Origin of the sequence: Sinobacterium caligoides, from assembly GCF_003752585.1 — a bacterium.
Classification (GTDB): domain Bacteria; phylum Pseudomonadota; class Gammaproteobacteria; order Pseudomonadales; family Sinobacteriaceae; genus Sinobacterium; species Sinobacterium caligoides.
Genome location: NZ_RKHR01000005.1, coordinates 444,380 through 467,873, shown reverse-complemented (window position 1 = coordinate 467,873; position 23,494 = coordinate 444,380). Strand labels below are relative to the sequence as shown.

Sequence of the window (23,494 nt, the reverse complement as noted above, 5' to 3'; positions counted from 1 at the left end):
GCGGATGAAGCGGTTGCAAGAGTACTGGTACGACCGATCCTCGTCAAAGTATTTGCCGGTGCGGTTGTTGAAACCATTGTCTTCATTGGTGGCGGCGGTGGCGCATCGACGGCTTGTTAAGGCGACATCTGTCGCCAGCCCGGTACCCGTGATCGTGGTCGGTAATCTTTCAGTTGGCGGTACGGGGAAGACACCTGTTACCGTTTATTTGGTCGAATTGCTGCGACGCCAGGGTTTTAACCCAGGTGTGATTTCACGAGGCTATGGCGGTAAGGCTCCGAGCTCCCCTTTTGATGTACAGAGCGATAGCCTAGGTGCTGAGTCCGGTGATGAACCGCTGTTGATTGCTCGTCGCTGTGGCTGTCCGGTTGTTGTCGATCCCGTGCGCCCTCGTGCGTTGAGTTTTCTGTTGGCAAAGTACTCCTGTGATGTGGTGATTAGTGACGATGGTTTGCAGCATCACGCATTAGCAAGAGATGTTGAGATAGTCGTGATCGATGGGGCGAGAGGGCTAGGTAATGGCCTCTGCTTACCGGCGGGCCCTCTTCGGGAGTCGGCTGATCGCCTGACTACAGTTGACTTCATTTTACACAATAGTCGGCAGGCAGATCTTTCGATGTATTGTCTTGATGCGGGTGCGCTGCCCCCACAACATGTCTTTGGGCTCAATCCAGGACAAGCGGTGCATTGTTTAAGTGGTCGGCGGGTGTCTTTGTCTGCATTGCCGCAGCTCCCTACTGTAGCGGCCTTGGCGGGCATTGGACATCCACAGCGATTTTTCACGATGCTTGAAGGGCTAGGTGTGTCATTACAGGCGACGCACGCCTTTGTCGATCATCACCAGTTTCGGCGTGAAGACTTGGCAAGCATTGAGGGAGAGTTAATTTTGATGACGGAAAAAGATGCGGTTAAGTGCCGTGATTTTGCTGACGAGCGCTGTTGGTACGTGCCAATTGAGGCTGTATTCGACGACTCGGCTTCGGCTATTGACGTTTCTTTTGACCAGCAAATTACAGCCGCCGTTACGGCGTCGGCCTCACGTAAGGTTATCTAGATTATGAGTTTTACCGTTATTATCCCCTCTCGTTACTCCTCTACACGCCTACCGGGCAAGCCTTTGAAAGATCTTGCGGGTCAGACGATGATTGAGCGCGTATATCGTCAAGCCCTGCGCAGTGAGGCGGAGCGGGTGGTGATTGCCACAGATGACGTACGTATTGAGGAGCTTGCGAAGAACTTCGGGGCAGAAGTTTGTATGACGCGTGCCGATCATGAGTCCGGTACGGATAGATTGCAGGAAGCTGCTGCCGCCCTAGGGCTTTCAGCTACCGATGTCGTTGTAAATGTACAGGGGGATGAGCCTCTCATTCCCCCCGCAATTATCAATCAAGTGGCGGAAAACTTAGCATCACACCCAGCTTCAGCGATGTCGACGTTAAGTATCGCGATTGATGACGCTGCAGAGTTCTATGATCCAAACTGTGTGAAGGTGATTGCCAATGTTCAGGGCACGGCGCTGTATTTTAGTCGCTCTCCAATACCTTTTCCGCGCGATGAGAAAACAGGGGCGCTGCCGACTGCGATGATCGCTCAACGTCATATTGGCATTTATGGTTATCGGGTCGGTTTACTTAACGACTTTGTGCAGTGGCCCGTGAGCCCTCTCGAGGCGACAGAGAAGCTTGAGCAGCTACGGGTGATGTGGCACGGACACCATATCCATGTTGAGACTGCATGCGAGCTGCCGCCAGCCGGTATTGATACAGAGGCTGACTTGTTACGTGTGCGCCATTATTTGGCTGAACAACAGGGTGGCAAGTAGTCTGCGATGCTACTTTGATTGTGCAGAAATGATCGTGCAGAAAAATGATAGTGCTGAAGAGTGATAGAGAAATGACCGCGCCGATAAGTCTTGATGTGAAGAGTGATTATGATATTAGCGCTCTTAATACCTTGTCCCTTCCCTGTGTGGCGAGGTATTTTGTCGAGCTTGAATCAGCGGCTCAGTTACCAGAGGTGGTCGATTTTGCTCGGCGTAAAGGTGTACCTCTGCAGGTCATCGGTGGCGGCAGCAATTTGGTGGTGCCGGATTATCTCGATGCCTTGGTGGTGCTCAACGGTATTCGTGGCAGAGTAGTTGAAATTGAGTCGCCTCAACATGCTGTGTTGCATGTCGGTGCCGGGGAAAATTGGCATGATCTGGTGGCGTTTAGCCTTGATAATCACCTTTATGGCATAGAAAACCTGGCCCTGATTCCGGGTTGCGCTGGTGCTGCCCCGGTGCAGAATATAGGCGCCTACGGACGAGAGGTGAGTGATGTGCTGGTGGCAGTGGATACCTACAACCCGGAAACGGGTGAAAGCCAGCGTTTATCGGCAAAGCAATGCCGCTTGGCCTATCGTGACAGTGTGTTTAAGCACGAGTCTTCAGGCTTAATTATCACGGCTATCAGTATACGCTTGTCAACGGTTGATCAGCCGTACTATCGCTATCAAGCGCTTCAGCAATATCTTGAGGCTGAATACCCAGAGCGTTACAAAGCGGGGGAAATTGGTGCGCAAGAAGTGTTTGCGGCGGTTATTGCGGTGCGACGTTCAAAGTTACCTGATCCAGCAGTGTTACCTAATGCCGGCAGTTTCTTTAAAAACCCGGTTGTGACCAAACAGGATTATGAGCAGCTCAAGGCAACTTATCCCGGCCTAGTTGGTTATCTTTTGCCCACTGGTGATTATAAGTTGGCCGCTGGCTGGCTGATTGATAATGCGGGATGGCGAGGTCGTGCTTTAGGTGCGGTGGCGATGCATGAAAAGCAGGCGTTGGTGTTAGTTAACCTGGGTGGTGCAAATCGTGCTGATGTTGAGGCGTTACGTCGGCAGGTCTGTGTGGATTGCCTGAAGCGTTATGGTGTTACGTTAGAGGCAGAGCCGCGATGGCTCTAGAATAGGCTATTGTTCTTACTAATAAATATGTTGCCCGGCAGGTTAAGAGAGCGTTGTTTGGTGGGGGAGAATTATGACGGGATTATTAATCGCTTTCCCTGCGTAGTATTGTGCAATTTGAGGCTATCCTGATTTCAAAATGGGTGGTAAGGTGAATAACACTCTACCGATATACCGCCAATGATGGCGGGCTGAGTTGATAACAAGAATACAAGAGACTAGCCGTCTAGTTAGGGGTTTTAAGTTGATAAAAGTCATAGTCGCCGATGACCACGACCTTGTTCGTAATGGCATTATTCGTATGTTGCAAGATGTGGAAGGTATTTCTGTTGTAGGGGAAGCCAACAGTGGTGAGGCTGCTTTGCGGCAGTGTCGTGAACAGGCGGTCGATGTTGTGTTGATGGATGTTCGTATGCCTGGTATTGGTGGTCTAGAGGCTACGCGTAAACTGGTGAGGGCTAACCCTGATACGCGAGTCATCGCTGTTAGCGCCTGTGAGGACGATCCATTTCCCTCTCGACTTTTGAAAGCCGGAGCCTCGGGCTTTGTGACCAAAGGGGCGGATATTGAAGATATTGTACAGGCCATCAGGGTGGTTAAGGCCGGTCAGCGTTATTTGAGCCCTGCCGTGGCGCAACAGCTTGCGTTGAAGTCATTCGACGATAAAAGTGCTGATAGTCCGTTTGAGCTCTTGTCTGAACGAGAGTTACAGATTTGCATGATGATCGTTAATTGCCACAAGGTCTCAGATATCTCGGAGAGCCTTCATCTGAGCCCGAAAACGGTGAATAGCTATCGTTATCGACTTTTTGAAAAGCTCGGCATTAGCAGCGATGTTGAGCTGACCTTGTTAGCTATCCGACACGGTATGTTAGAGGTTGGCGTTCAGGAAGGCTGAGCGTAGTGCTATAATAGCCAGCCATCATGTTGCGTCATAGTGCGCAACTCTTCCGGCGATTAGCTTTTGGTATAGCATAGTGGTAAAACCCGTTGATAAATCCTCCGCTGATGACAATGCTGCGCCATCAGTTTCGGCCAGTGTTTCGAAGAAGCAGAAGGTCGGTGATAATGATGATATGTTGGCTGAAGGCTTGGCAAAGCAAGGTAAGCTGACCTTTCGCTTCGACTATCGCGATTACCTAAAAGACCTAACGCAGAAGCCGGGCGTGTATCAGATGTACTCGGAGAAATCTGAGGTGCTTTATGTCGGTAAAGCGAAGAACCTGAAGCGCCGTGTTAGTAGTTATTTTAGGGCCACCGGACTAACCACCAAGACGATGGCGTTGGTTGCACGTATCCACCGTATAGAGGTGACGGTAACCAGTAGTGAAACAGAAGCGCTATTACTCGAACAGAGTTTGATTAAGGCACACTTGCCACCCTATAACATTCTGTTGCGTGACGGCAAAAGCTATCCCTATATCTTATTAAGCGATCACGAAACACCGAGAATCTCCTATTATCGGGGTAAGAAGCAGGGAGGGGGGCGCTTCTTTGGTCCCTATCCTAATGCTGGTGCTGTGCGTGAAAGCCTGCAATTTCTTCAGCGCACTTTTTTATTGCGTCCCTGTCAGGATAGTGTTTTTAAGAACCGCTCAAGGGCTTGCCTGCAGTACCAGATAAAACGTTGCTCTGGCCCCTGTGTCGATTTGATCGCTACGGAGGACTATCGCCGTAGCGTCGAGCAGGCGATTATGTTCTTAGAGGGGAAAAGTGATCAGTTGATGGGAGCGTTGGCCGATCAAATGGAGGCGGCGTCGATGGCGCTAAACTTCGAGAAGGCGGCAGAACTAAGAGATCGTATTGGTGCTTTGCGAACAATCCAAGAGCGTCAATACGTCGACGGTGAAAGCGGTGATCTTGATATATGCGCCTGCGTGGTGAAGGGGGTGGTGGCCTGTGTGCAGGTGATCTATGTGCGTGGCGGTAGGATACTGGGCAGTAAAAGCTATTTTCCTAAGATCAGGTTGGCGCCGAGCGCGGCAGAGGTGTTGTCAGCCTTTTTGCCGCAATTCTACCTGGCGAGTGCCGCCCGTGATATCCCGAAAGAGGTCCTAGTCAATGTGCTGCCGGAAGATCATGCGATCATTGAGTCGGCGCTAAGCCAGCAGTCGACACGTAAAGTGGCGATAAGTAGTCGGGTACGGGCAAGCCGTTCACGTTGGTTGACCTTGGCGGTGAATACGGCAACGACGAATGTCGGTAGTCGTATCGCAGATCGACAGAATAGCTATCAACGTTTTGAGGCGCTGCAGCAGGCGCTGGGGCTCGATGAGTTACCGGAGCGCCTAGAGTGCTTTGATATTAGTCACTCCTCGGGAGAGAGTACTGTGGCCTCTTGTGTTGTCTTTGATACTTGCGGGCCGAAAAAATCCGACTACCGTTTGTTTAATATCAAGGGGATTACGGGAGGGGATGACTATGCTGCGATGGAGCAGGCGCTGACACGGCGCTTTAAGCGCTTACAAAAAGGCGAGGGTGTGCAGCCCGATATCTTGCTTATTGATGGCGGTAAAGGACAGCTAAGCAAGGCACAGCAGGTCATTGATGAGATCGGGATAGAGGGGGTGTTGCTTATCGGTGTGGCGAAAGGTGTCACGAGAAAACCGGGCATGGAGCAATTGTTCATCGGGCGCGAGCAGCGTCAGTTGTTGTTAGACGCAGACCACCCCGGCCTATTGTTGATTCAGCATATTCGTGATGAGTCGCATCGCTTTGCGATTACAGGGCACCGTCAGCGTCGTGATAAAACCCGTAAGACATCGACCTTAGAGGGCATTCCCGGGGTAGGGCCTAAGCGTCGACGTGAGTTGCTGCGACACTTTGGTGGACTACAGAAAATCAGCGCGTCGAGTATTGAGGAATTGATGCGGGTAACAGGTATTAATGAAAAAATTGCTACAGATATTTATGCGGCACTGCATAATGATTAGAATGCACTCCTCGTCACAACAATTCACCCAATTGGCTTGTTAATGAATATACCTAATTTGCTTACCTTCTTCCGTATCATACTGATTCCCGTGATTGTTGTGATTTACTACCTGCCATGGCACTACGCTGATATTACGGCGGCGGCAATTTTCATGGCGGCGGCGGCGACAGACTGGTTGGACGGTTATCTCGCACGTAAGCTGAATCAATCGACGCCTCTGGGGGCCTTCTTAGACCCTGTGGCGGATAAGTTGATGGTGGCGATCGCGTTGGTCATTTTGACGGAGGTGCAGGCGTCGCTGTGGTTCACGCTACCGGCGATTGTCATTATCGCTCGCGAGATCGTTATTTCAGCGCTGCGTGAGTGGATGGCAGAGCTCGGTGAGCGCGCCAGCGTTGCGGTGAGCTACATCGGCAAGGTGAAGACAGCCATGCAAATGTTCTCAATCACTTTCTTGCTGGCCTTCGGAGAGTCGGGTAGTGACTTCTTGCTGGGCATTGGTTACGCAGCACTCTATCTTGCGGCTGGTCTAACGCTGTGGTCGATGTGGCAGTATTTGTTGGCGGCCTGGCCTAGCTTGCGCAAGCAATGAGTAAAAAGATGTACTGGATCAAAGCACTGTTCAGCGCTCTATATATAGCGTTTATTCCTATTTATTTCTTATAAATGTCATCGTGATGCTTGACTCTAAGGCCGCAATCACTAGAATACATCCCGCGTTCAAGGGAACGTCATTTGTTTGTGCGGGAATAGCTCAGTTGGTAGAGCACAACCTTGCCAAGGTTGGGGTCGCGAGTTCGAGTCTCGTTTCCCGCTCCAAAACAAAGGCTCGATGGCAGAGTGGTGATGCAGCGGATTGCAAATCCGTCAACAGCGGTTCGATTCCGCTTCGAGCCTCCATTACTTAGTACGCTAATTAATGGAGTCGTCGCTAGACGAAAAAATAGTGAAGATTGGCTGTCTTTTAGCGGGAATAGCTCAGTTGGTAGAGCACAACCTTGCCAAGGTTGGGGTCGCGAGTTCGAGTCTCGTTTCCCGCTCCAAATTCATTGCAGGCCCTCGGGGCTGTAATAATCGTCGGTAGACGTTAACTACAGCACCTCCTTGATCTCGCTTACCAAAGCAGTGTCAAAGGCTCGATGGCAGAGTGGTGATGCAGCGGATTGCAAATCCGTCAACAGCGGTTCGATTCCGCTTCGAGCCTCCATCTATTTGATGGAGGGTGATATCTGAAGTCATTAGGCTTGCAGATACAGTGTAATCTTTTGTGCGGGAATAGCTCAGTTGGTAGAGCACAACCTTGCCAAGGTTGGGGTCGCGAGTTCGAGTCTCGTTTCCCGCTCCAATATCAATCGCGGTGTTTGCGATAGGTGATGGAGTTTTCACAAGAGAAAATTTAGCGGGAATAGCTCAGTTGGTAGAGCACAACCTTGCCAAGGTTGGGGTCGCGAGTTCGAGTCTCGTTTCCCGCTCCAAATCTCTAAAAACCCAGCCAATGGCTGGGTTTTTGCTTTTTACTGGTTGAACGCTGTTCCTGCGCTATCAGCTTGCTTTATCTGGGGAGTGTTCTGGTGAGTAGTGCTCCAGCTCTATCATAAAGTCTTTTAAATCCGCTTGCAGGGTGGCTACAGCCTGTTCTGCGTCTACCATGTCTTGGTTTTTAAATTGTTGCTCGAGCAAGCGAGCCTGTTCTGAAATGGAAAGTCCGCCCATATAATGTGCTGATGATTTAATAGAGTGGGCGGAGCGATGCAGTTGTTCAATGTCTTGGTTGGCGAGTGCTTGGTTGAGCTCATCGGCGAGATCATTGAGGCTAGAGAGGGCGACCTGCTTAAAGCGATCAAAGCGTTCGGCGCTCATCGCGAGTGAAAGCTTCTCGAGGGAGGGGAGGTGAATAAATTGTGTTTTCTGCACGTTTAAGCTCCACGACAAACGGTGAAAGGTCTGTTGTTATAAGCTTAGTGCCTGCAGAGTATTTTACCCATGCTAATTGGCGGATAAAAAGTTGCTAAAAACCACCTACGAGCCCAGCGACGGTATAAAACGGTGCTTGCAGGTGGTTAAAGCGAGAGAGTGTTAGGCGCGTCTTCGGCGAGCAAGGCCGCTAAGGCCAAGGAGTGCAGAGCCAAACAGCCAGGCGGCAGCAGGTAGAGGTACTTCATTAACCTGTGAAACGAATACGTCGTCCATACCTTTTATGGTGATGAAGTTGCCTTCGGCGGTGATGGTCATGTTGGTGATGTTGAATAGGTTAACAGCAGCGTCATCGGTGGCATTAGAGAAAATACCCGTGTCGCCGTTGGCGGCGGTCCAATTAATGCTGGCGCTACTGATTCCTATGACATCGATTGTGCCGATATCAACGGCCTTAGTGAAGCTAAATGATAACGCTTCACCACCTGACATCTTGTAGTTTAAGCCATTGCTGCCACGGCCAAGACCTTCGTTGGTCCAAGACACCTTAGAGCCGCCAAGGGCGGTGGCGGTAAGGCCTACATTGGCCCCGTTGGCAGAGAAGCTCAGGCTGTTGTGGTAGCCGCCTGCAAATTTATTAAAGTCGAAATTGCCAGCGCTGGCTGTAGAGCTAGCCGCCAGCGCTATTGCGCTAATTATTAAGCTTGTTTTTTTCATTATTATCCCTCGCATACTATGACGTTCGGCCACTATGCTATTTTATTATCAAACTTAAATTGCATCCCGCATCGGTCGACTTTAAGTTTGGTTGGGTTAATACGACATCAAGGGTGTTGCCATGCTAACAGATAGGTATAAGCATGGTGCGTGCCAACTAGCCTCCTAGTTCGATGGTAGAGGGGGGGGAGTCGATATCTTTCTCGCCCGGTGTGAAGCTGAAAAATTCTTCGACATAGCAGATTATCGAGAAAATCAATAATTTTGGAATTGAAGGTGACGTTATTACTCTAAAAAGCTCTCAATTGTGACGTAAATATCACAGCATTTCCCTCTAAGCTGTGAATTGCACCTCGGAGTTGATCGCTTGTTTGTGTCGACTTTCTTATGGGGGGCGAGGGAGGTGACGTTGACGATATTTTTTACACTGATAGCTTGGCTATATTCAAAAGGTGATGACAAGTCAGGCGTGCAGAAAACATCTGATTCGCTGTTTAAATAACCAAAAACCACCTGTTATAGTAAAAAAACTGTGCCAGATAAGTTCGTGATAGAAAAAGCCTTATTGATGGTTGCATCATGGAAGAGGTTTCGTTATATTACTCGCCGTTCTCAGCAAGTGCGCTTGCTCTGTAGAACGCCCGAGTGGTGGAATTGGTAGACACAGGAGACTTAAAATCTCCCGACTTCACGGTCGTAACGGTTCAAGTCCGTTCTCGGGCACCAAACATGAAAGCCCAGTAAAGTATTAACTTTACTGGGCTTTTTTATGTCTGAAAGTTATGGGCAACGGTTGCTAGGCAAGTATTTATAGGCGTTTTTCCCTTCAGGTGTCCACCGGGTTTTATTGTTAGGTCTCTTTGTGGTTGATCGGGTTGTAGGTTATCGCTGCTTTAAGATGGTTGGGGACAGGTGGTGGCTTAGTTGGCTGTAAACTTGTTATGACTCTTGATTAAGTGACGGCGAAGTAAATACAGTAGGGGGTAGTATTAAGGGCGATTCTGCTTGTTGATTTACAGCTTGAGGTATCTTGGTACGAGTAGTAGTAATGTGCCTACAGTCACTAGCGCTATTGTATTGAAAATAAAGTAAGGGTAGATCATCAAAGTGATGCCTGTATAGCGCGCTACAGTATGGGATTGCTTCTTGCCGTAGATGAAGTAGCCAAGGCCGATTGAGCTGAATAAAAGCCCCCAAAGCATTGTTGCAGTATCCATATAACACCTAGGTTTAAGTTTTACTAATCAGGATGATTTATCTTAATCTTTCAGCGGTCTAGCTATTGTTTGTGGCGCATAGAATAGCAGCTGAAAGTTGTAATGGAGCCTTAGCGTATCAAACTTTATCGAGCTCTTTGCTGTTAAGGCCAGTATTTCTCTCATGTGGGTCGCTGTATGCGGCTGGGGGCTATTAAACAAGTGCTATGCGGCCGTAGTCAGTATCAAGCTGGCTTAATATGGCGTTAGCTGTCCATGATGATGAGCTTGATGGTCATAGCATTTTATAACTCTTTGCTTTTGTGAGCGAGTTTGTGTGCGTGCTGTTCCCACTCCATGCCGTTGAATGGCTTAATGTTTATGTTGTATGGTTGTGTGTCTAAGCAGTTAAGGTTTATGTCGATGCCGTCGGGATTTGATCTTGGCGTATAAAACGGCTTAATGCCGCAGACTTTACAAAAGGTGTGTTTGGCAATGCCGGTATTAAAAGAATATGTGCTTAAAGACTCTTGCCCTTTAATAAGCTTAAACTTGCTCAGTGGAATAATAAGGTGCAAGAAGCCTGACTTTTTGCAGATAGAGCAGTTGCACTGGTCGGCTTCTATCTCATTCGGTGCTTCGATTTGAAACTCAACGGCTTTACAGTGGCAGCTCGCTTGATAGATCATATTGCTTTCTACTATTAATTAGAGGTTATTGAGGTTGTGGTAAGTCGTCGAGTGATACGTTATGAGGCTCTAAGTGTTGCTCTTAATTGTCAATGTTTTATCGTGGCTTGGCTGGCGCTTTCGCGAAGGTAAGCTATATACCGGTCATATTCCTGTTGATTGAAGTTACAAGACAGTTTATTCATAAACCCATGTAAGCCTTTACTGTGTTGTAGTGTGGTGTTGTTGGTTTTTTCTAAAGATCTGCTGAGACTATTTATGGAAAAATTTTCCTCATGTTTAGGTAGTATTAAATTAATCGGAATTTTTGGTTCAATGTTTGATTCGTGGCGTATTTGAGACCCGTAAAACAAATGTGTGTTCGTAAAATGACGCCTGCAAAGATTGGGTGAAGTTTTCCATATTGCAGATGCGCCAACACTAAAGCCAATTAGCTGGGATGGCGTGTTTATTTTTGTTATTTGCCGCGTAACATGACGGGAGTAAGCGTCAATACCGCAAACCCTCATGAAGTGCTCGTATGCTGCATTTTCATTGCTAAATAGATTCTTTTCCCCATTATAAGGATCAATGATTAATGTGTCCTTGTTTATACGCTCACCAAGATCGATTAGCTCGTCTGTAATGCCAAATATGTCCGATGCCATAATTGTTAACATATTGTTAGTATCCACGAAGTATTGCTAGCAGCTCAGTGAGGTCTTAGGTTGCCATTATGCACTTGAGTTTATGATTGCTCTTGATAGGCAGGTCTGCTGGCATAGAGGCAGGGCGATAATAACTGAGGTGCTAAATTGTTTTTATAAGAGGCGACACTAGCGTATTAATGACAGGTTTGGAAGTTGTGTTCTGGTGATAGGGCGGGATTGACGACATTCTTGTTTTTCTGTGTCGAGATTATATGCTGGCTCTGCGGCGGATGCGGCTCCGGTGAATAGGCGATTTTTGATAGAGCTGCAGATCATTGCTGAAATATTGGAAAGCTAAAGTGGTGGTTGTTTCTTTTCTGTCAGGGGTGTAGTAATTGGGTCAACGGTTTAATAGATAAATTTTATAATGCTGTTAGTCATGGTTTTTTGCTAGCATAAAATTCCCGGATCCCAATGCGTGTTAATTTTAGCAGTAATATTTAAACCGGTAATATTGTTTTTCGCTATGAGTGTAATAGGTTTTTCCTATTAATATCGCATCCGATAATCATGAGAAAGATCAAAGATATTGTTTGGTTGTTGGAATAATGTGGCGGGGTTAAATGTAGCCTTCGACCACTGCTAATGCCAGGTGGTAACAGAATAGAAACGTTTTAGACCCTTTACCACCTTGGCAATGATGATGTTGCTCGTGCTAATGCTAGTTCCAGTGCGTATCTCTTCGGTTGGTCGACAATGCTAAAGAAGTTGGCGGCGCTCTTTTTGTTTGCTGGCCTATGCTTTAGTGAGTAGTAGCGGCTTATGGTGTGATTCTCTGACTACTGCTGGGCTACCAGAACCCAAATTATAGGATGCGATGATGAAAAAGAAATTAACGACAGGCGCAGGTTGCCCTGTTAGCCATAATCAGAATGTGATGACGGCAGGCCCTCGTGGTCCTCAGCTATTGCAGGATACCTGGTTTTTAGAGAAGCTTGCGCACTTTGATCGGGAGGTTATTCCAGAGAGACGTATGCATGCAAAAGGCTCTGGTGGCTATGGAACTTTTACCGTTACCCACGATATAAGCCAATATAGTCGAGCAAAGATATTCTCTGAAGTTGGCAAGAAGACCGAATTTTTTACGCGTTTCTCTACTGTTGCGGGTGAGCGTGGTGCTGCCGATGCCGAACGTGATATTCGTGGTTTTGCGATTAAGTTTTATACCGAGGAAGGTAACTGGGATATGGTGGGTAATAATACGCCCGTCTTTTTCCTGCGTGACCCGTTAAAGTTCCCTGATCTGAATCATGCTGTTAAGCGTGATCCGCGTACAAATATGCGCAGTGCAGAGAACAACTGGGACTTCTGGACCTCGTTACCTGAAGCGTTGCATCAGATCACTATTGTGATGAGTGATCGTGGTATCCCCGCGAGCTATCGTCATATGGATGGTTTTGGTAGCCATACCTACAGCATGATTAACGCGGATAACGAGCGAGTCTGGGTGAAGTTTCATTTTAACTGCAACCAGGGGATTAAGAATCTCACAGACCAAGAGGCTGCCGATATTATCGCCGGTGATCGCGAGAGTCATCAGGCGGACCTCTACAATGCGATAGAGCAGGGTGACTTCCCCTCTTGGACCTTGAGTATCCAGGTGATGACGGAAGAGCAGGCGGAGAAGTCGCCCTACAACCCATTCGATCTGACCAAGGTTTGGCCACACGGTGATTACCCTCTCATTGAGGTAGGTGTGTTGGAGATGAACCGTAATCCAGAGAACTATTTTGCTGAGGTTGAGCAGGCAGCGTTTACGCCGGCAAACATTGTTCCTGGGATAGGCTTCTCTCCTGACAAAATGTTGCAGGGGCGCCTATTTTCATATGGTGATGCTCAGCGCTATCGTCTCGGCGTCAATCATCAGCATATACCTGTTAATGCACCACGTTGCCCTGTACACAGCTATCATCGTGATGGCGCTATGCGTGTCGATGGTAATTTTGGTGGCACGATCGGTTATGAGCCTAATACCAAAGAAGAGTGGCAGGAGCAGCCTGACTTTTCTGAGCCACCGTTGTCATTGTCTGGCGCAGCGGCACATTGGGACCATCGTGAGGATGAAGACTACTTCTCTCAGCCTGGAGATCTATTTAGGTTGATGAGTGCGGAGCAGCAACAGTTGCTGTTTGAAAATACGGCAAGATCCGTTGGTGGTGCTTCGTTGCCTATACAAAAGCGCCATATCTCACATTGTCTCCAGGCTGACCCGGCCTATGGTGCAGGTGTTGCTAAGGCATTGGGCGTCAGCTTAGACGATGTATAGGCTATGTGGCCATTCATCTCGCTGTTCTGCATGGGGTGAGTAGGTTCTATCGCCTTATGCTGAGGCTAGCATGCCGCTGTTTTTGATGGCGGCAACGCTAGCTCATGAGCTCGCTGGTCAAACCAAAGATGGCCTGGTGCCCAGTAGCGAAATTTCTAGCTTGTCGCTGTCTTGCTGGGGTATAGCTGTGAGTTCTTGGGATCAGGATCGGCCCAATATAGCAATCAACAGAAAAGGTGGCAGTGTGCTAAATACAGAGCCCTTTATAGCTGATTTCGACCGTTTTGTAACGGAACTGCTAAATCTAGCTAGGCTGGTGGCGTAACTGTTTATTTTTGGTGAGTGAATTATAATAAAAAATGGATCATAGCAGTCGTAATAAGCCCTTATTAAGTTCAACTTTTTTTATTACTAACAAGTTATGTTGATGCTATTTCAAGCGATATAGCAGCATAACTCCCTAATTTTGTAAGTTTTAACGCATAGCGACTTTTCGCTATCTATGGATATTAATTAAATTCTATAGCGTCATTATCGCCGCGGTAACAACGTACACACTTTTTTTGATCTAGGAAAATTTTATGAATAAGTTATTCGCCGCGCTCGTCATTCCTACCTCATTGTTAGTCAGCGCGACCGCCTTCGCCAAAGAACCGAGTTTCTACGCCAGTGCTGCCATCAGCTACGCTGATCAGGACTACAATTTTGAAAATATTAATAACTATGATTACAGCGATAAGGCTGTTGGTTTTAACCTAACGGCGGGTTATCAGTTCAATGACTATTTTTCTCTTGAGGCAAGTTACTACGATTTCGGAAAGGCTGAGGCAGAACATAACCCTGGCCCTTACCTGACTTATAAGGGGGAAGCGAAGGCTTCTGCGCTGGGTCTTGCAGCAGTTGCTAGCTACCCGGTCAATGATAGCTTTAGGGTGTACGGTAAGTTGGGGGCTGCTTATTTTACCAGCGATGTGAGTGAAACCACTCAGATCCATGTAGAGGATGAGTTTAGCTTCAAGAACAGCGACAAGGATTCAGGATTTGCTCCTTACTTCGGTGCCGGTGTAGCCTTGAATGTTACAGGTAGCTCAGAAGTTTACCTCGAGAGTAGTAAGTTTTCATACGAAGCCAGTAGTGACATGGGAGACTATGATCACGATGTGATTAATACAAGCCTTGGCTATCGGATGTTCTTCTAAGCATCCTTCAAAGAGGTCGGCACAGGATAGGATGTGCCGACTTTTACCGTTGCTGTATGATCAGTTTTGGGAAGTTAGGCCTGTAAATAAGCTTATTTAATCCAGTAGGTGGTCCCTTGGCTTGACTAATAAGTTCAATGTTTCTTTGTTAATTATACGTTATGTTGATGTTTTTTTGAGCGTAATGTTGGTGCAACTACCTAGCTGTCTAGGTTTTATCGCGCAGTTCTTTGCTGCTTTGTACGGATATTAATCTAGCCCTATTACGTCATTATAGCGGCGATTATGAAAGACTCATTTAGTGAATCCAGGATAAAAGTTTATGCACAAACTATTAGGCACGCTCGTCATCTCATCGGCGTTCTTCGCTAGCGCCGCAGCTCTTGCTGATGCGCCAAAGTTTTATGCCAGTGCTGCTATCAGCTACGCTGACCAGGACTTCAGTACGGACTATAGTAGTACAATTGGTCACTATGACTATAGTGATAAGGCTGTTGGTTTCAACTTGACTGGTGGTTACCAGTTCAACGACTACTTTGCTCTAGAGGCAAGTTACTACGACTTCGGCAATGCGGAAGATAAGCGCAGCGAAGGTGATTTTCATTATAAGGCAAAAGCTGAAGCCAGCGCTCTTGGTTTGGCGGCAGTTGCTAGCTATCCAATCACTGACTCGCTCAAAGTTTACGGAAAGTTGGGCGCCGCTTATTTTATGAGTGAACTGACTACTGGCTGGCAGGTCACCTATAACGATGAGGTCTATTCTTCAGGTAATAGCGACAAGGACTCAGGATTTGCTCCTTACTTCGGTGCCGGTGTAGCCTTGAATGTTACAGGTAGCTCAGAAGTTTACCTCGAGAGTAGTAAGTTTTCATACGAAGCCAGTAGTGACATGGGAGACTATGATCACGATGTGATTAATACAAGCCTCGGCTATAGGATGTTCTTCTAAGCGTCATTTTTTAGCGGTTGTAAATACTCTGCCGTTAACTAATACGACAGTATTTTTGTTATATAAAATACTGTCGCAGTTCGGCATCACTCTATTCGTTTTTGGCTAGCCAACCCCCTTCCTGCAATATACCCAGTCTGGTTGTGACTGATGTAAAGTTTCCCGCTGGTTATCGCACGAAAAGATGACATTGGAAGTTCGCTAGCTTATAAAATAAAAATATTGATGTTTGTATTTGTTTGCTATTACTATGTGCAGGTGATTTCGTTAACTAGGAAGGTTTTCGGGATTGTCGCTGTTTAATTAATTGTTGATTGATTTCATTTGTATAGGGATAATAAAAATGAAAAAAATGCTGCGTAAGTTGTCAGTTTCCTCTTTGTTTGTTGTTTCATTATTCGCTGCGAACTCAGTTGTTGCGAACCCATCGTTTCACAATGCTTTGCAAAACAGCCCTAATATGGCTAATTACCTATACAGCAACCAAATCCAGCAGGAATCTAAAGTGTCTGACGGGGTTTTCTATTCGCGTCAACACCCGGGTGCGAAGGCGGAAAATGGTTTTGCTGAAGTCTTGCAGGAGACGCTTAAGAAATACGATGATCGTTTTTCTCAAGGGGTTAGTGCTTATTGGACCTTTCAGATCAGGTTGGCACGCAAAAACTCAGGCTCTAAATGGCACAGCTATGCTAAAAGCTTACCGACGGGTGTTCAAACGATTAAACGTCGTATACCGGTCAAGTGGATGGGTGAGCGGGTGACTTCGTGGTCAGATGTTAGAGAAATGAAAGTGATTGTTTACTAATTTCAAGCAATAGTATGGGGGGTTATGTTGCTGGGCGCTATGCCTAGTGCCGTGTAGGTCTCATACACCTTCCCCTTGTATCACTTCGGCTATCACGGTGACACAAGGGGAGAAGTTAATGTGTCGACTTAGTCACCTTAGCTGAATGAAGTGCCTTTATTTGAAGGAGTAAACCTAAGCGTATTAGGCTACTTTATTACTCGCAATCACGCACTTCTTGTGGCATTAACCCCAGCGATTGATACGCCCTTTTAAGCCTGAGCCAGGGGTCGCATCGGGTGTTACATAGACGTAGCGAGGTTGTGCCGTGCTGTCACTTGGAGACAAGTAAGCGCGCGCTATAATGTCATCAATAAAAGGTACCAAGAAGTGATTGTTGAAAACGTTTACGCTGCCGGTACCTGGGAAGCAAACCATGTTTTCATCATGGCGACCACTAAGCTCGGCAACCGGGTCGCCATCCCGGTAAAAGCTTACAACAGAGTTTAGCCTTAGTTGATTGGCAAATACGCGCGAGTAACGCTCAATGATACGTGTCGCAGGGCATGAAAATACACGCGCTAATACACCGGAGCGAGCAGAGACGTCTGCTGCTGTATAGGCGCCTAATGAATGTCCGGTTAAGGTTACCTTGTACGATGTTCCTGATACTTCATTGTGATAACCGTCAGCAACGGACTGATTATTGACGGGGTAGTTGCTTACTATGCGTTGGAAGAAGGCATAGGCGTCAGCTTGCCAATCAACGTCGGATTCATAGAAGTTGGCGATAGCAAGCTCTGCGTCTTGAACGATATCACCGCCATTACTTGTCCCTTTGTAGGCAATAATGACTTCTTCCTCTAAGCCTTGTTCGGGTACTGCTGGCACTTTAATGGCGGTACATAGAACGCCACTATCGCCAAGGAAGGTGTCGATAACCTCAAGATCATGGTTGCCACTAAACAGCATAAGCTGCCTAAATTGTGGATTATCAAAATACGGAAACGGATCGGCCCCCTCTTCAAGGGTATAAACGTATTTAGAGGCGAATGCGTAACGCAATAATGCCGCATAGTCGAATAGGTCGTCATCACGTATTTCAGCAACCTGCTGCTGAGATAATATAGGGTACTCATAGCCGGCAGATCTATTTGAGGCGAAATAGCTTACGTTTTGGCTATATTCCTGGCCGTATTGATTTTCTATTGTCGACTGTGCTGCTGCTTGTAGTAGGCTGTGCACATCTTCTGATGATACAGGGGTATCATTTATCCCAGTAACGACAAAGTAGTTTTCTGCTAGTGCAGTAATGCTGCTATTTTCCCATTCGCCATTAAGCACCAGGTATTCGTTGTTGTCATTTAGTGCCCACTTTTTACGACTTAGCTGAGAACGCTCGATAAAGGCGCTATTAATGCCATAGGCTTGCATGTAAGTACTCATTACTTAAACTTCCTTATTTAATTTCAGGTCAAAAAAACATTCGATGAGAAGATTTTCTCGACTTCAATTTACAGGCAGGCAAAGGAATGAACTTGGGGTAAAAGATTAAATTAATACAGGGGATTTAGCCGTATAAAGTTTTTAAGTATTTTATGTTTGATTTTCTGGTTGCTTAATTGGGGATGGTTGCTGATGAAGAGGGTTTTAGGTGGCTGTATTGGTAATTTTTATCGATCTTTTCATGTTTGCGGTTATTGAAGCAGCAGGCAAGAGCAGTTGGCTATGCAGATTATCTGTTCACGCTATGAGGCGGAGTTCCGACACCGCTTGCTGTTCTTGGCGGTGTCGTCTAGTTTTTTCAGCGTGGCTATGATGAAGTTAGTGGGGAATGATCGCGGGTCTATATTTTTTAAGCCCCATTAAAGTGATCAGTCCGGTGCCAAGTAACCAGGCTGCACCCGGTAATGGAACCGTACTTGCCTCTAATTCAGAGGTCAAATTTATTCTTGCAAATGTCGAGGTGTTAAATATTAATCCTTCAACATTGACAAATAGTTGGTTATCAAGAAAAGCGAGGTCGTTATTAATGATGCCTAAAGTAGTAACGCTGCTGTCGATTGTAGCGCCTGTTATATTGATGCTTTCATCACTATCAAACGTAAACATGTAGCCGTTTTTAAATGCGGCACCAAATGCGGTAAATCGGTTGGCGTTGTCAAAGTCAATGTCTATGTAGTCAGCCCCTGTATTTATTGAAACATCAATCACTTGTAAACCAAAGGGTGGGTTTATTACTTCAGTGGAGGCTAAGCTTGAAAACTCAACGCCAGGCTCTACAACAGTGGCTGTTGTCAGAAAGCCTATCGTCTCTACTGGGCTTGTGGATGTTGGTTGATATAGCGTTTGCACGCTAAGTTCAGAGCCAATTAGTGTGGCGTGGCTTGCTTGATGTGCGGCTAGAAGAGTTAAACCTATCAGTATGTTTTTTTTCATTTCATTCCCTTTTTTTTTGTTCGCTGGTTTGTCGAGTTGTAAATGTAGTTGTTGTTTTTGTTTGCACAAGAATAAAGCGGCATAAATGTGTGTTGTAGATTGTTTTTGTAATGTTTTTTTGTGATTATTAAAATGGGGGTGTCGCTTTGTTTGTAGGCTTTTAGTGGTGGGTTTTCCCCTTTTGTTCTGTCTTTCTGTTGTTTTGTTTTGTTTTGTTTTTTTTGTTTTAGTGTTTTTTAAGTCGGTTAGGTTTGGTGCTATTATTTTTCATGGGTTTTTTGGTTCAAGATGTTAAGGTTAGCCATGACGCCTAACGATAAAGATAAGAGTTTTTGAGTTGGAGGTTAGTGGCACTGGGGTGATAAATGCCGCTCATTAATTATACGTTGAACGCTAGCGCAACAGAGGGTGATATCCCCTTCATCGTGACAGTAAGCGGGAGTACCGACACAGCCCCATAGCAATAAGGCTGTGCCAACTTGGTTTTTTAAAGCGTTACCACCGGTACGACAGGAGCGCCGTAGGCGCCGGTAAAGGGCTCTGGGGAGGCGGTGAGAAGGAAACTGTATTGTTGCAGCTTTTTGCAGCGTTTGCTGAGTGTTTCTAGGTTCCAGTTTTGCCCTTGCATTAAGCCCATCTCGACGAGACAGAGGCGATGCAGGGCGGGTGACTCACCGTCAGTGTAAGGGACGACGTCGAAGGCGTAGTTGTCGGTCGCTACGGCGGCGACATTGTGACGGTGGAACCAGAGGGCGTTTTCTGGCGTCAGGCCGGGGCAAGGCACACTGTAGTGTTCGCGTTGGCCGTTGAGAAAATATTGCATTTGACCGGTACGAATAAGCAGGATATCGCCGGGCTGGAGTATTACATCACTGCGCTCTAGTGCTCGATCGAGGTCTTCGTTGGTGATGCCGTGGCTGTCGGGCAGGCGCTCCACCCCCATCGCGGCGGCGACATCCAGCAGTACGCCACGGCTTTGTATGGCACCGATGTTGCCAATAGTACAGCCTTCAGTGGGGGCTTGTTGGGCGTCGTGATTGTTGTAGCAGCGGCCATTGTATTCGCAGTGGGCAAGAGCGTCCCAGTGGGTAGCCGCTTGTAAGCTCATGTCAACACGGTCGTCGTTAAAGGCGAGCCCCTGTGTCGGTGTAAACAACTGATGACTGACGGTCACGGTAAGCTTCGGGTTGGTGCGCCCGGGGGTGAGGCCTATTTGTGGGCCGTCAGCATCGAGGGGGAGTGCTAGGGATAATGTTTCGCCATGTTTAGCCGCGGCGAGGCCGCGTTGTACGGCGGCTTGATTAATGAGGTTGAGGCAGCCGAGTTGGTCTTCTGTACCCCAGCGGCCCCAGTTGTTGACGGTTTGAGCGATGGTATCGTTGTTCATAGTCTAGCTCTCGGTCAGGCATCGCTGATTCGCGAAGGATGGCGGCGATGCGTTAGTGAATCTTGAGTAGTCTGAAGTAACGTTTTTCGTGTTGAGAATACCTCCAGGGGGAGTGGAGAGTGAATCATTGTATGGTTGTGGCAAACGTGTTGGGCGGGTCGCGGGATGACAGTGAGGATAAAACTGTCTCGCTGAGGGGCGCCTTATGCGATCGCGTCAATTAGATTCTCGCACAGCATTCTTGCTAGGGCTATGTGATGATGACTGCTTTGAGGGCAAAATAGGCTAATCTAAAGGCGAATTAATTTTCTACTTATTCGTCAGCGCGCCATTGTATTGTCAGGGGAGTCGAAATTTATGATCAGCTGTGACCTGCATGACTATATTGAGATTGCCTGCCTGTATCGCTACGAGGTCAAGATTGTCTTAAAGTCGAAGGTAGAGTGGGTCGGTACGGCCGTGACTGTTGAATATGATGACGATAAGCGGGAATGTTTACGTCTTGCAGTGGATGCTGCTGAGTGTTTAGTGGTATTGGATACTATCGAGCGGATGCAGGCTTGCCAGAGTAACCCTCACTTTGATGAGGTGGTGTTTTGAGCGCCTGTGTTGATTGATCAGAATAAAATACGCCATTAACAGTCGCCCGTATAGAAGGTGGGCGGTGTTAACGGCGGTAGTGTGGTATGCCATTCTTTAGTGCGTCGGGCCTAGTACTCCATGCCTTCTAACTGTGTCTTCGTTGTCAGTGCGCCTTTCGCGGCACTTAACAGCATCAACGACACGGCGAGCACGCTGCAGGCGATGAGCACTTCACCCAGGTCGCCGATATGGTTGGCGAACTCGAGGCCGGCTCCTATTAATAGATAATAGAATGAGCCTAAAAGTGCACCGGCACTGCCTAAGTGGTCACGATAGTTGACCAGTGCGTTACCCATGATGTGAGGGATAGCAAGGCCAAACGCGAGCGAAACTAGTGCCATGGGCACAAAGAACCACTGAGTTGACTGCAAGCAATAGACGCTAACGGCACTGATCAATAACAATAGCGAAGCGATGCGTACAATGTTGGTGTCTGACATCTCCATTTTTAGCAGGCGGCTGTTGATGAATGAGCCAGCAATAGAGCCAAGTGCGATGATGAAGCCGGTGTTGCCGAAGTAATCAACGCCTAGACCCATATCCTCAAACATAAAGGGCGCAATACTGTAGTAGGAAAACAATGCCACGTTAAAAAACGAGATCATGGCGACGGTGTACCAAATTGTGCTGTCACGACTCATTTTAATCGCAATGCTGATTAGGCTGTCCTTCTGCGTGTGTGCTGGTTTTGTCTCCGGCAAGCGGGCAAAGCACCAAATGCTGAGCACCAAAATGAACGCGACCATGGTAGCAAACACCCATAGATACCCCCCTTGCGCCGTTAGCCAGCTACCGAGCAACAGGCCGACAACAGGGCTGATACCGATAGAAGTGGCGGCAATGGTGAAGACGTGTGCTAGGTCTTTACCTTGGTAGCTGTCACGAATCATTGTTTGTGTGCAGATCGAGCCGACCGCGGCTCCAAAGGCGCACACTGCAAATGAGCATAGCAGTATGTTGAAATTGGAGGCGATTAACGCGCTGCATGAACCTATGGTTAGGACAGCCAGGCCGCCAAGCATTGATTGACGGCGACCGATAACATCACACATGCGCCCCCAAAAGATCACACCAAAAGCAAAGGCAATGAAGAACACAGACAGTGCTTGGGCGGCGGTTGAGGTGCTGACACCAAATTGTGCTTTGATCGACGTCAGTGCTGGGCTGTACATGGTTTCGATAACTTGCGGAAACATTAATAATGCTACCGAAAAGCTTAGGGATATTTTCTCTGTTTTGTGATTCATCTGATCAACCTCTTAACTGACTGGCCTTTACGACCAACTTTTCAATGATGAGTAGTGTATAGTGAATGCCGTTTGTCCTAATATTAAGATCAGGACCTAAAGTATCGCTTTGGGGACAACCTTTAGTTTTTGTTCGAGGAGCAGTTGATGGCGGTCATTCAGTCGGATTGTGGTTTTGACTCAAATCAGTATGAAATACCGGTAGTTGGCATCGCTGTTAAGACTGCTAAGCACGATTCGGGGGTGCACTCGCACATCAAGGACCAGCTGGCCCTTTCTGTTAAGGGCTGCACGACGATTACTATCGACGGGCAAAAGTGTGTCTTACCGCCGATGCGAGCTGCCTGGATTCCCGGTGGTGTTGATCATCGTGCGCAGATGTCTAATGTCACTGATTATCGTTCGCTGTATTTTGATCGCTCTTTGCAGTCACGTTTGCCGAGGGAGTTGATGATTGTCGATGTCAATCCCCTGCTGCGTGAATTGATCGAGCGGATGGCCTTCTGGCCCTTTGATATGACGGCCGAACAGCAGATGAATGCGCTGAATTTGTTTATTGAGGAGTTTGCCAGCGCCAAGGATAGTCATCTTAACTTGCCGTTACCGCATGATTATCGGCTGCAGAGCTGGCTTGAAACGATCAATGCACCAGACTTTATGGCGCCAACGCTCAACGATCTCAGTGAGCGAGTTGGGGCAAGTGCGAAGACTATTACGCGTATATTTAACAAAGAAACGGGTATGTCGTATCAAAGCTGGCGCCAACAGTGGCGGTTGTTGGGGGCGATAGAGCTGTTGTCAAATGAGGTGCGTGTCAACGAGGTTGCTGACAGGCTGGGTTTCTCAAGTGATAGTGCTTTTATCAGTTTTTTTCGCCAGCAAACCGGTTGCACACCATTGGCGTATTTTTCCCGTTGAGGCAATGAGTGATTAACGGCACAACACGTCGTCAGGCCCGGGAAGCATGCGTTGCGTCGAGGGCCCTGCCGAACAACTGTTAGGGAAGCCTAGTTGTCATTCAAAAACGCTATCGCTTGGGCCTTGTCTTCGATAGCAAAGCTTTTGATATCGATGCCTCTGAAAATTTTATCTTCGATGCTGACCACCTTCTCGACCCAGCGCTTATCGGTCAGTACAGCCACTTTGGTGATGTCTTTAAGGCCAACATGGATCAGGTACTTAAACTCTTCGACGAGGGCGGATAGCTCGATACCGGAAAAGGAGTCGATCTGCTCAAGCATAACGATACTTCCATGTTGCGAGATCTTTCCTCGCGCCTCGGCCAATACCCGCTGCATATCCTCTTCAGTAATCTTACCGCTCATTTGAAAGGCGACGGCCCTATCTATGCCGATATCGATCATCTCTAACATCATCTTCTCCTGCTGCTGAGTGTATCGTTATTGCAAAGCCTCTAGCTTACAATCATGCTCTCGTTGTTATGACAAGAGCTTACGTTATTAAGTCTATCACCGTGTTGATAGGTGTGAGGGGGGCAGTC

General features: G+C 47.4%; 22 protein-coding genes and 7 tRNA genes. 19 read left to right on the top strand and 10 right to left on the bottom strand.

Annotated features, from left to right (window positions below):
• Positions 1-4 precede the first annotated feature (4 nt).
• The 12 genes from lpxK to EDC56_RS14315 all read left to right on the top strand — a co-directional run bounded on the left by lpxK (position 5) and on the right by EDC56_RS14315 (position 7,350).
• Positions 5-1,054, top strand: a complete 1,050-nt coding sequence (lpxK, locus tag EDC56_RS14370; protein ID WP_123713250.1) for a tetraacyldisaccharide 4'-kinase — start codon at positions 5-7, stop codon at positions 1,052-1,054.
• A gap of 3 nt (positions 1,055-1,057) precedes the next feature.
• Positions 1,058-1,822, top strand: a complete 765-nt coding sequence (kdsB, locus tag EDC56_RS14365; protein WP_123713249.1) for a 3-deoxy-manno-octulosonate cytidylyltransferase — start codon at positions 1,058-1,060, stop codon at positions 1,820-1,822.
• Positions 1,823-1,893: 71 nt separating this feature from the next.
• Positions 1,894-2,940 (top strand): UDP-N-acetylmuramate dehydrogenase, encoded by a 1,047-nt coding sequence (murB, locus tag EDC56_RS14360; protein ID WP_123713360.1) that lies wholly within the window; start codon positions 1,894-1,896, stop codon positions 2,938-2,940.
• A gap of 244 nt (positions 2,941-3,184) precedes the next feature.
• Complete coding sequence (uvrY, locus tag EDC56_RS14355) at positions 3,185-3,838, top strand: UvrY/SirA/GacA family response regulator transcription factor (protein WP_123713248.1); 654 nt, start codon at positions 3,185-3,187, stop codon at positions 3,836-3,838.
• A gap of 178 nt (positions 3,839-4,016) precedes the next feature.
• Complete coding sequence (gene uvrC, locus EDC56_RS14350) at positions 4,017-5,873, top strand: excinuclease ABC subunit UvrC (protein WP_123713359.1); 1,857 nt, start codon at positions 4,017-4,019, stop codon at positions 5,871-5,873.
• A gap of 42 nt (positions 5,874-5,915) precedes the next feature.
• Positions 5,916-6,467, top strand: a complete 552-nt coding sequence (gene pgsA, locus EDC56_RS14345; RefSeq protein WP_123713247.1) for a CDP-diacylglycerol--glycerol-3-phosphate 3-phosphatidyltransferase — start codon at positions 5,916-5,918, stop codon at positions 6,465-6,467.
• A gap of 151 nt (positions 6,468-6,618) precedes the next feature.
• Positions 6,619-6,694 (top strand) — tRNA-Gly (locus EDC56_RS14340).
• A 7-nt stretch (positions 6,695-6,701) separates the two neighbouring features.
• Positions 6,702-6,775 (top strand) — tRNA-Cys (locus EDC56_RS14335).
• Between the two features lie 67 nt (positions 6,776-6,842).
• A tRNA-Gly gene (locus tag EDC56_RS14330) sits at positions 6,843-6,918 on the top strand.
• Between the two features lie 90 nt (positions 6,919-7,008).
• Positions 7,009-7,082: transfer RNA gene (locus EDC56_RS14325), tRNA-Cys, on the top strand.
• A gap of 62 nt (positions 7,083-7,144) precedes the next feature.
• Positions 7,145-7,220, top strand: a tRNA-Gly gene (locus tag EDC56_RS14320).
• Between the two features lie 54 nt (positions 7,221-7,274).
• A tRNA-Gly gene (locus EDC56_RS14315) sits at positions 7,275-7,350 on the top strand.
• Positions 7,351-7,417: 67 nt separating this feature from the next.
• On the opposite strand, the gene EDC56_RS14310 is transcribed toward EDC56_RS14315, so the two are convergent.
• Positions 7,418-7,789 carry an Hpt domain-containing protein gene (locus EDC56_RS14310; RefSeq protein ID WP_123713246.1) on the bottom strand — a complete coding sequence of 124 codons (372 nt, stop codon included), beginning with the start codon at positions 7,787-7,789 and terminating at the stop codon, positions 7,418-7,420.
• Between the two features lie 162 nt (positions 7,790-7,951).
• Positions 7,952-8,506 carry a VPLPA-CTERM sorting domain-containing protein gene (locus EDC56_RS19830; protein ID WP_211333712.1) on the bottom strand — a complete coding sequence of 185 codons (555 nt, stop codon included), beginning with the start codon at positions 8,504-8,506 and terminating at the stop codon, positions 7,952-7,954.
• Positions 8,507-9,145: 639 nt separating this feature from the next.
• Between EDC56_RS19830 and EDC56_RS14300 the strand changes: the two genes are divergently transcribed.
• A tRNA-Leu gene (locus EDC56_RS14300) sits at positions 9,146-9,232 on the top strand.
• Positions 9,233-9,519: 287 nt separating this feature from the next.
• Here EDC56_RS14300 and EDC56_RS14295 read toward each other — a convergent pair.
• The 3 genes from EDC56_RS14295 to EDC56_RS14285 form a co-directional block, all read right to left on the bottom strand.
• On the bottom strand, positions 9,520-9,723 hold the full coding sequence (locus EDC56_RS14295; RefSeq protein ID WP_123713245.1) for a hypothetical protein: 204 nt from the start codon (positions 9,721-9,723) through the stop codon (positions 9,520-9,522).
• Between the two features lie 284 nt (positions 9,724-10,007).
• Positions 10,008-10,391, bottom strand: a complete 384-nt coding sequence (locus EDC56_RS14290; RefSeq protein WP_123713244.1) for a GFA family protein — start codon at positions 10,389-10,391, stop codon at positions 10,008-10,010.
• Positions 10,392-10,480: 89 nt separating this feature from the next.
• Positions 10,481-11,050: a hypothetical protein gene (locus EDC56_RS14285; protein WP_148059423.1), complete on the bottom strand. Its 570-nt coding sequence runs from the start codon at positions 11,048-11,050 to the stop codon at positions 10,481-10,483.
• Between the two features lie 847 nt (positions 11,051-11,897).
• Here EDC56_RS14285 and EDC56_RS14280 point away from each other — a divergent pair.
• From EDC56_RS14280 to EDC56_RS14260, 4 genes are all read left to right on the top strand, one after another.
• Positions 11,898-13,346 carry a catalase gene (locus tag EDC56_RS14280; protein ID WP_211333711.1) on the top strand — a complete coding sequence of 483 codons (1,449 nt, stop codon included), beginning with the start codon at positions 11,898-11,900 and terminating at the stop codon, positions 13,344-13,346.
• 581 nt (positions 13,347-13,927) lie between these two features.
• Positions 13,928-14,545, top strand: a complete 618-nt coding sequence (locus EDC56_RS14270; protein WP_123713240.1) for an outer membrane beta-barrel protein — start codon at positions 13,928-13,930, stop codon at positions 14,543-14,545.
• Positions 14,546-14,867: 322 nt separating this feature from the next.
• The gene (locus EDC56_RS14265) at positions 14,868-15,494 is read left to right on the top strand and encodes an outer membrane beta-barrel protein (protein ID WP_123713239.1); all 627 of its coding nucleotides are present in this window, start codon (positions 14,868-14,870) and stop codon (positions 15,492-15,494) included.
• Positions 15,495-15,837: 343 nt separating this feature from the next.
• Positions 15,838-16,299 carry a hypothetical protein gene (locus EDC56_RS14260; protein ID WP_123713238.1) on the top strand — a complete coding sequence of 154 codons (462 nt, stop codon included), beginning with the start codon at positions 15,838-15,840 and terminating at the stop codon, positions 16,297-16,299.
• A gap of 225 nt (positions 16,300-16,524) precedes the next feature.
• Here EDC56_RS14260 and EDC56_RS14255 read toward each other — a convergent pair whose 3' ends face one another.
• The 3 genes from EDC56_RS14255 to EDC56_RS14245 all read right to left on the bottom strand — a co-directional run bounded on the left by EDC56_RS14255 (position 16,525) and on the right by EDC56_RS14245 (position 20,104).
• Positions 16,525-17,724: a lipase family protein gene (locus EDC56_RS14255; protein ID WP_123713237.1), complete on the bottom strand. Its 1,200-nt coding sequence runs from the start codon at positions 17,722-17,724 to the stop codon at positions 16,525-16,527.
• A 378-nt stretch (positions 17,725-18,102) separates the two neighbouring features.
• On the bottom strand, positions 18,103-18,717 hold the full coding sequence (locus EDC56_RS14250) for a VPLPA-CTERM sorting domain-containing protein (protein WP_148059422.1): 615 nt from the start codon (positions 18,715-18,717) through the stop codon (positions 18,103-18,105).
• 487 nt (positions 18,718-19,204) lie between these two features.
• Positions 19,205-20,104, bottom strand: coding sequence for a cyclase family protein (locus EDC56_RS14245; RefSeq protein ID WP_123713235.1), 900 nt, complete (start codon positions 20,102-20,104; stop codon positions 19,205-19,207).
• 357 nt (positions 20,105-20,461) lie between these two features.
• Between EDC56_RS14245 and EDC56_RS14240 the strand changes: the two genes are divergently transcribed.
• Positions 20,462-20,704, top strand: coding sequence for a Rho-binding antiterminator (locus tag EDC56_RS14240; protein WP_123713234.1), 243 nt, complete (start codon positions 20,462-20,464; stop codon positions 20,702-20,704).
• 110 nt (positions 20,705-20,814) lie between these two features.
• Here the strand turns inward: EDC56_RS14240 and EDC56_RS14235 are convergent, their stop codons facing one another.
• Positions 20,815-21,993 (bottom strand): MFS transporter, encoded by a 1,179-nt coding sequence (locus EDC56_RS14235; protein WP_123713233.1) that lies wholly within the window; start codon positions 21,991-21,993, stop codon positions 20,815-20,817.
• Between the two features lie 147 nt (positions 21,994-22,140).
• On the opposite strand from EDC56_RS14235, the gene EDC56_RS14230 reads away from it, so the two are divergent.
• Positions 22,141-22,911, top strand: coding sequence for an AraC family transcriptional regulator (locus EDC56_RS14230; protein WP_123713358.1), 771 nt, complete (start codon positions 22,141-22,143; stop codon positions 22,909-22,911).
• Between the two features lie 89 nt (positions 22,912-23,000).
• Here EDC56_RS14230 and EDC56_RS14225 read toward each other — a convergent pair whose 3' ends face one another.
• Positions 23,001-23,369, bottom strand: a complete 369-nt coding sequence (locus EDC56_RS14225) for a SpoIIAA family protein (protein ID WP_211333710.1) — start codon at positions 23,367-23,369, stop codon at positions 23,001-23,003.
• Positions 23,370-23,494: the final 125 nt, after the last annotated feature.

Bases quoted from the DNA above. Each gene is read 5' to 3' on its own strand.
- EDC56_RS14295 (WP_123713245.1), bottom strand. From the start codon at position 9,723: ATGGATACTGCAACAATGCTTTGGGGGCTTTTATTCAGCTCAATCGGC.
- murB (WP_123713360.1), top strand. From the start codon at position 1,894: ATGACCGCGCCGATAAGTCTTGATGTGAAGAGTGATTATGATATTAGC.
- EDC56_RS14235 (WP_123713233.1), bottom strand. From the start codon at position 21,993: ATGAATCACAAAACAGAGAAAATATCCCTAAGCTTTTCGGTAGCATTA.
- EDC56_RS14250 (WP_148059422.1), bottom strand. From the start codon at position 18,717: ATGAAAAAAAACATACTGATAGGTTTAACTCTTCTAGCCGCACATCAA.
- kdsB (WP_123713249.1), top strand. From the start codon at position 1,058: ATGAGTTTTACCGTTATTATCCCCTCTCGTTACTCCTCTACACGCCTA.
- EDC56_RS14255 (WP_123713237.1), bottom strand. From the start codon at position 17,724: ATGAGTACTTACATGCAAGCCTATGGCATTAATAGCGCCTTTATCGAG.
- EDC56_RS19830 (WP_211333712.1), bottom strand. From the start codon at position 8,506: ATGAAAAAAACAAGCTTAATAATTAGCGCAATAGCGCTGGCGGCTAGC.
- EDC56_RS14240 (WP_123713234.1), top strand. From the start codon at position 20,462: ATGATCAGCTGTGACCTGCATGACTATATTGAGATTGCCTGCCTGTAT.
- EDC56_RS14260 (WP_123713238.1), top strand. From the start codon at position 15,838: ATGAAAAAAATGCTGCGTAAGTTGTCAGTTTCCTCTTTGTTTGTTGTT.
- EDC56_RS14245 (WP_123713235.1), bottom strand. From the start codon at position 20,104: ATGAACAACGATACCATCGCTCAAACCGTCAACAACTGGGGCCGCTGG.
- lpxK (WP_123713250.1), top strand. From the start codon at position 5: ATGAAGCGGTTGCAAGAGTACTGGTACGACCGATCCTCGTCAAAGTAT.
- uvrC (WP_123713359.1), top strand. From the start codon at position 4,017: ATGTTGGCTGAAGGCTTGGCAAAGCAAGGTAAGCTGACCTTTCGCTTC.
- EDC56_RS14225 (WP_211333710.1), bottom strand. From the start codon at position 23,369: ATGATGTTAGAGATGATCGATATCGGCATAGATAGGGCCGTCGCCTTT.
- EDC56_RS14285 (WP_148059423.1), bottom strand. From the start codon at position 11,050: ATGTTAACAATTATGGCATCGGACATATTTGGCATTACAGACGAGCTA.
- EDC56_RS14230 (WP_123713358.1), top strand. From the start codon at position 22,141: ATGGCGGTCATTCAGTCGGATTGTGGTTTTGACTCAAATCAGTATGAA.
- pgsA (WP_123713247.1), top strand. From the start codon at position 5,916: ATGAATATACCTAATTTGCTTACCTTCTTCCGTATCATACTGATTCCC.
- EDC56_RS14265 (WP_123713239.1), top strand. From the start codon at position 14,868: ATGCACAAACTATTAGGCACGCTCGTCATCTCATCGGCGTTCTTCGCT.
- EDC56_RS14270 (WP_123713240.1), top strand. From the start codon at position 13,928: ATGAATAAGTTATTCGCCGCGCTCGTCATTCCTACCTCATTGTTAGTC.
- EDC56_RS14290 (WP_123713244.1), bottom strand. From the start codon at position 10,391: ATGATCTATCAAGCGAGCTGCCACTGTAAAGCCGTTGAGTTTCAAATC.
- EDC56_RS14280 (WP_211333711.1), top strand. From the start codon at position 11,898: ATGATGAAAAAGAAATTAACGACAGGCGCAGGTTGCCCTGTTAGCCAT.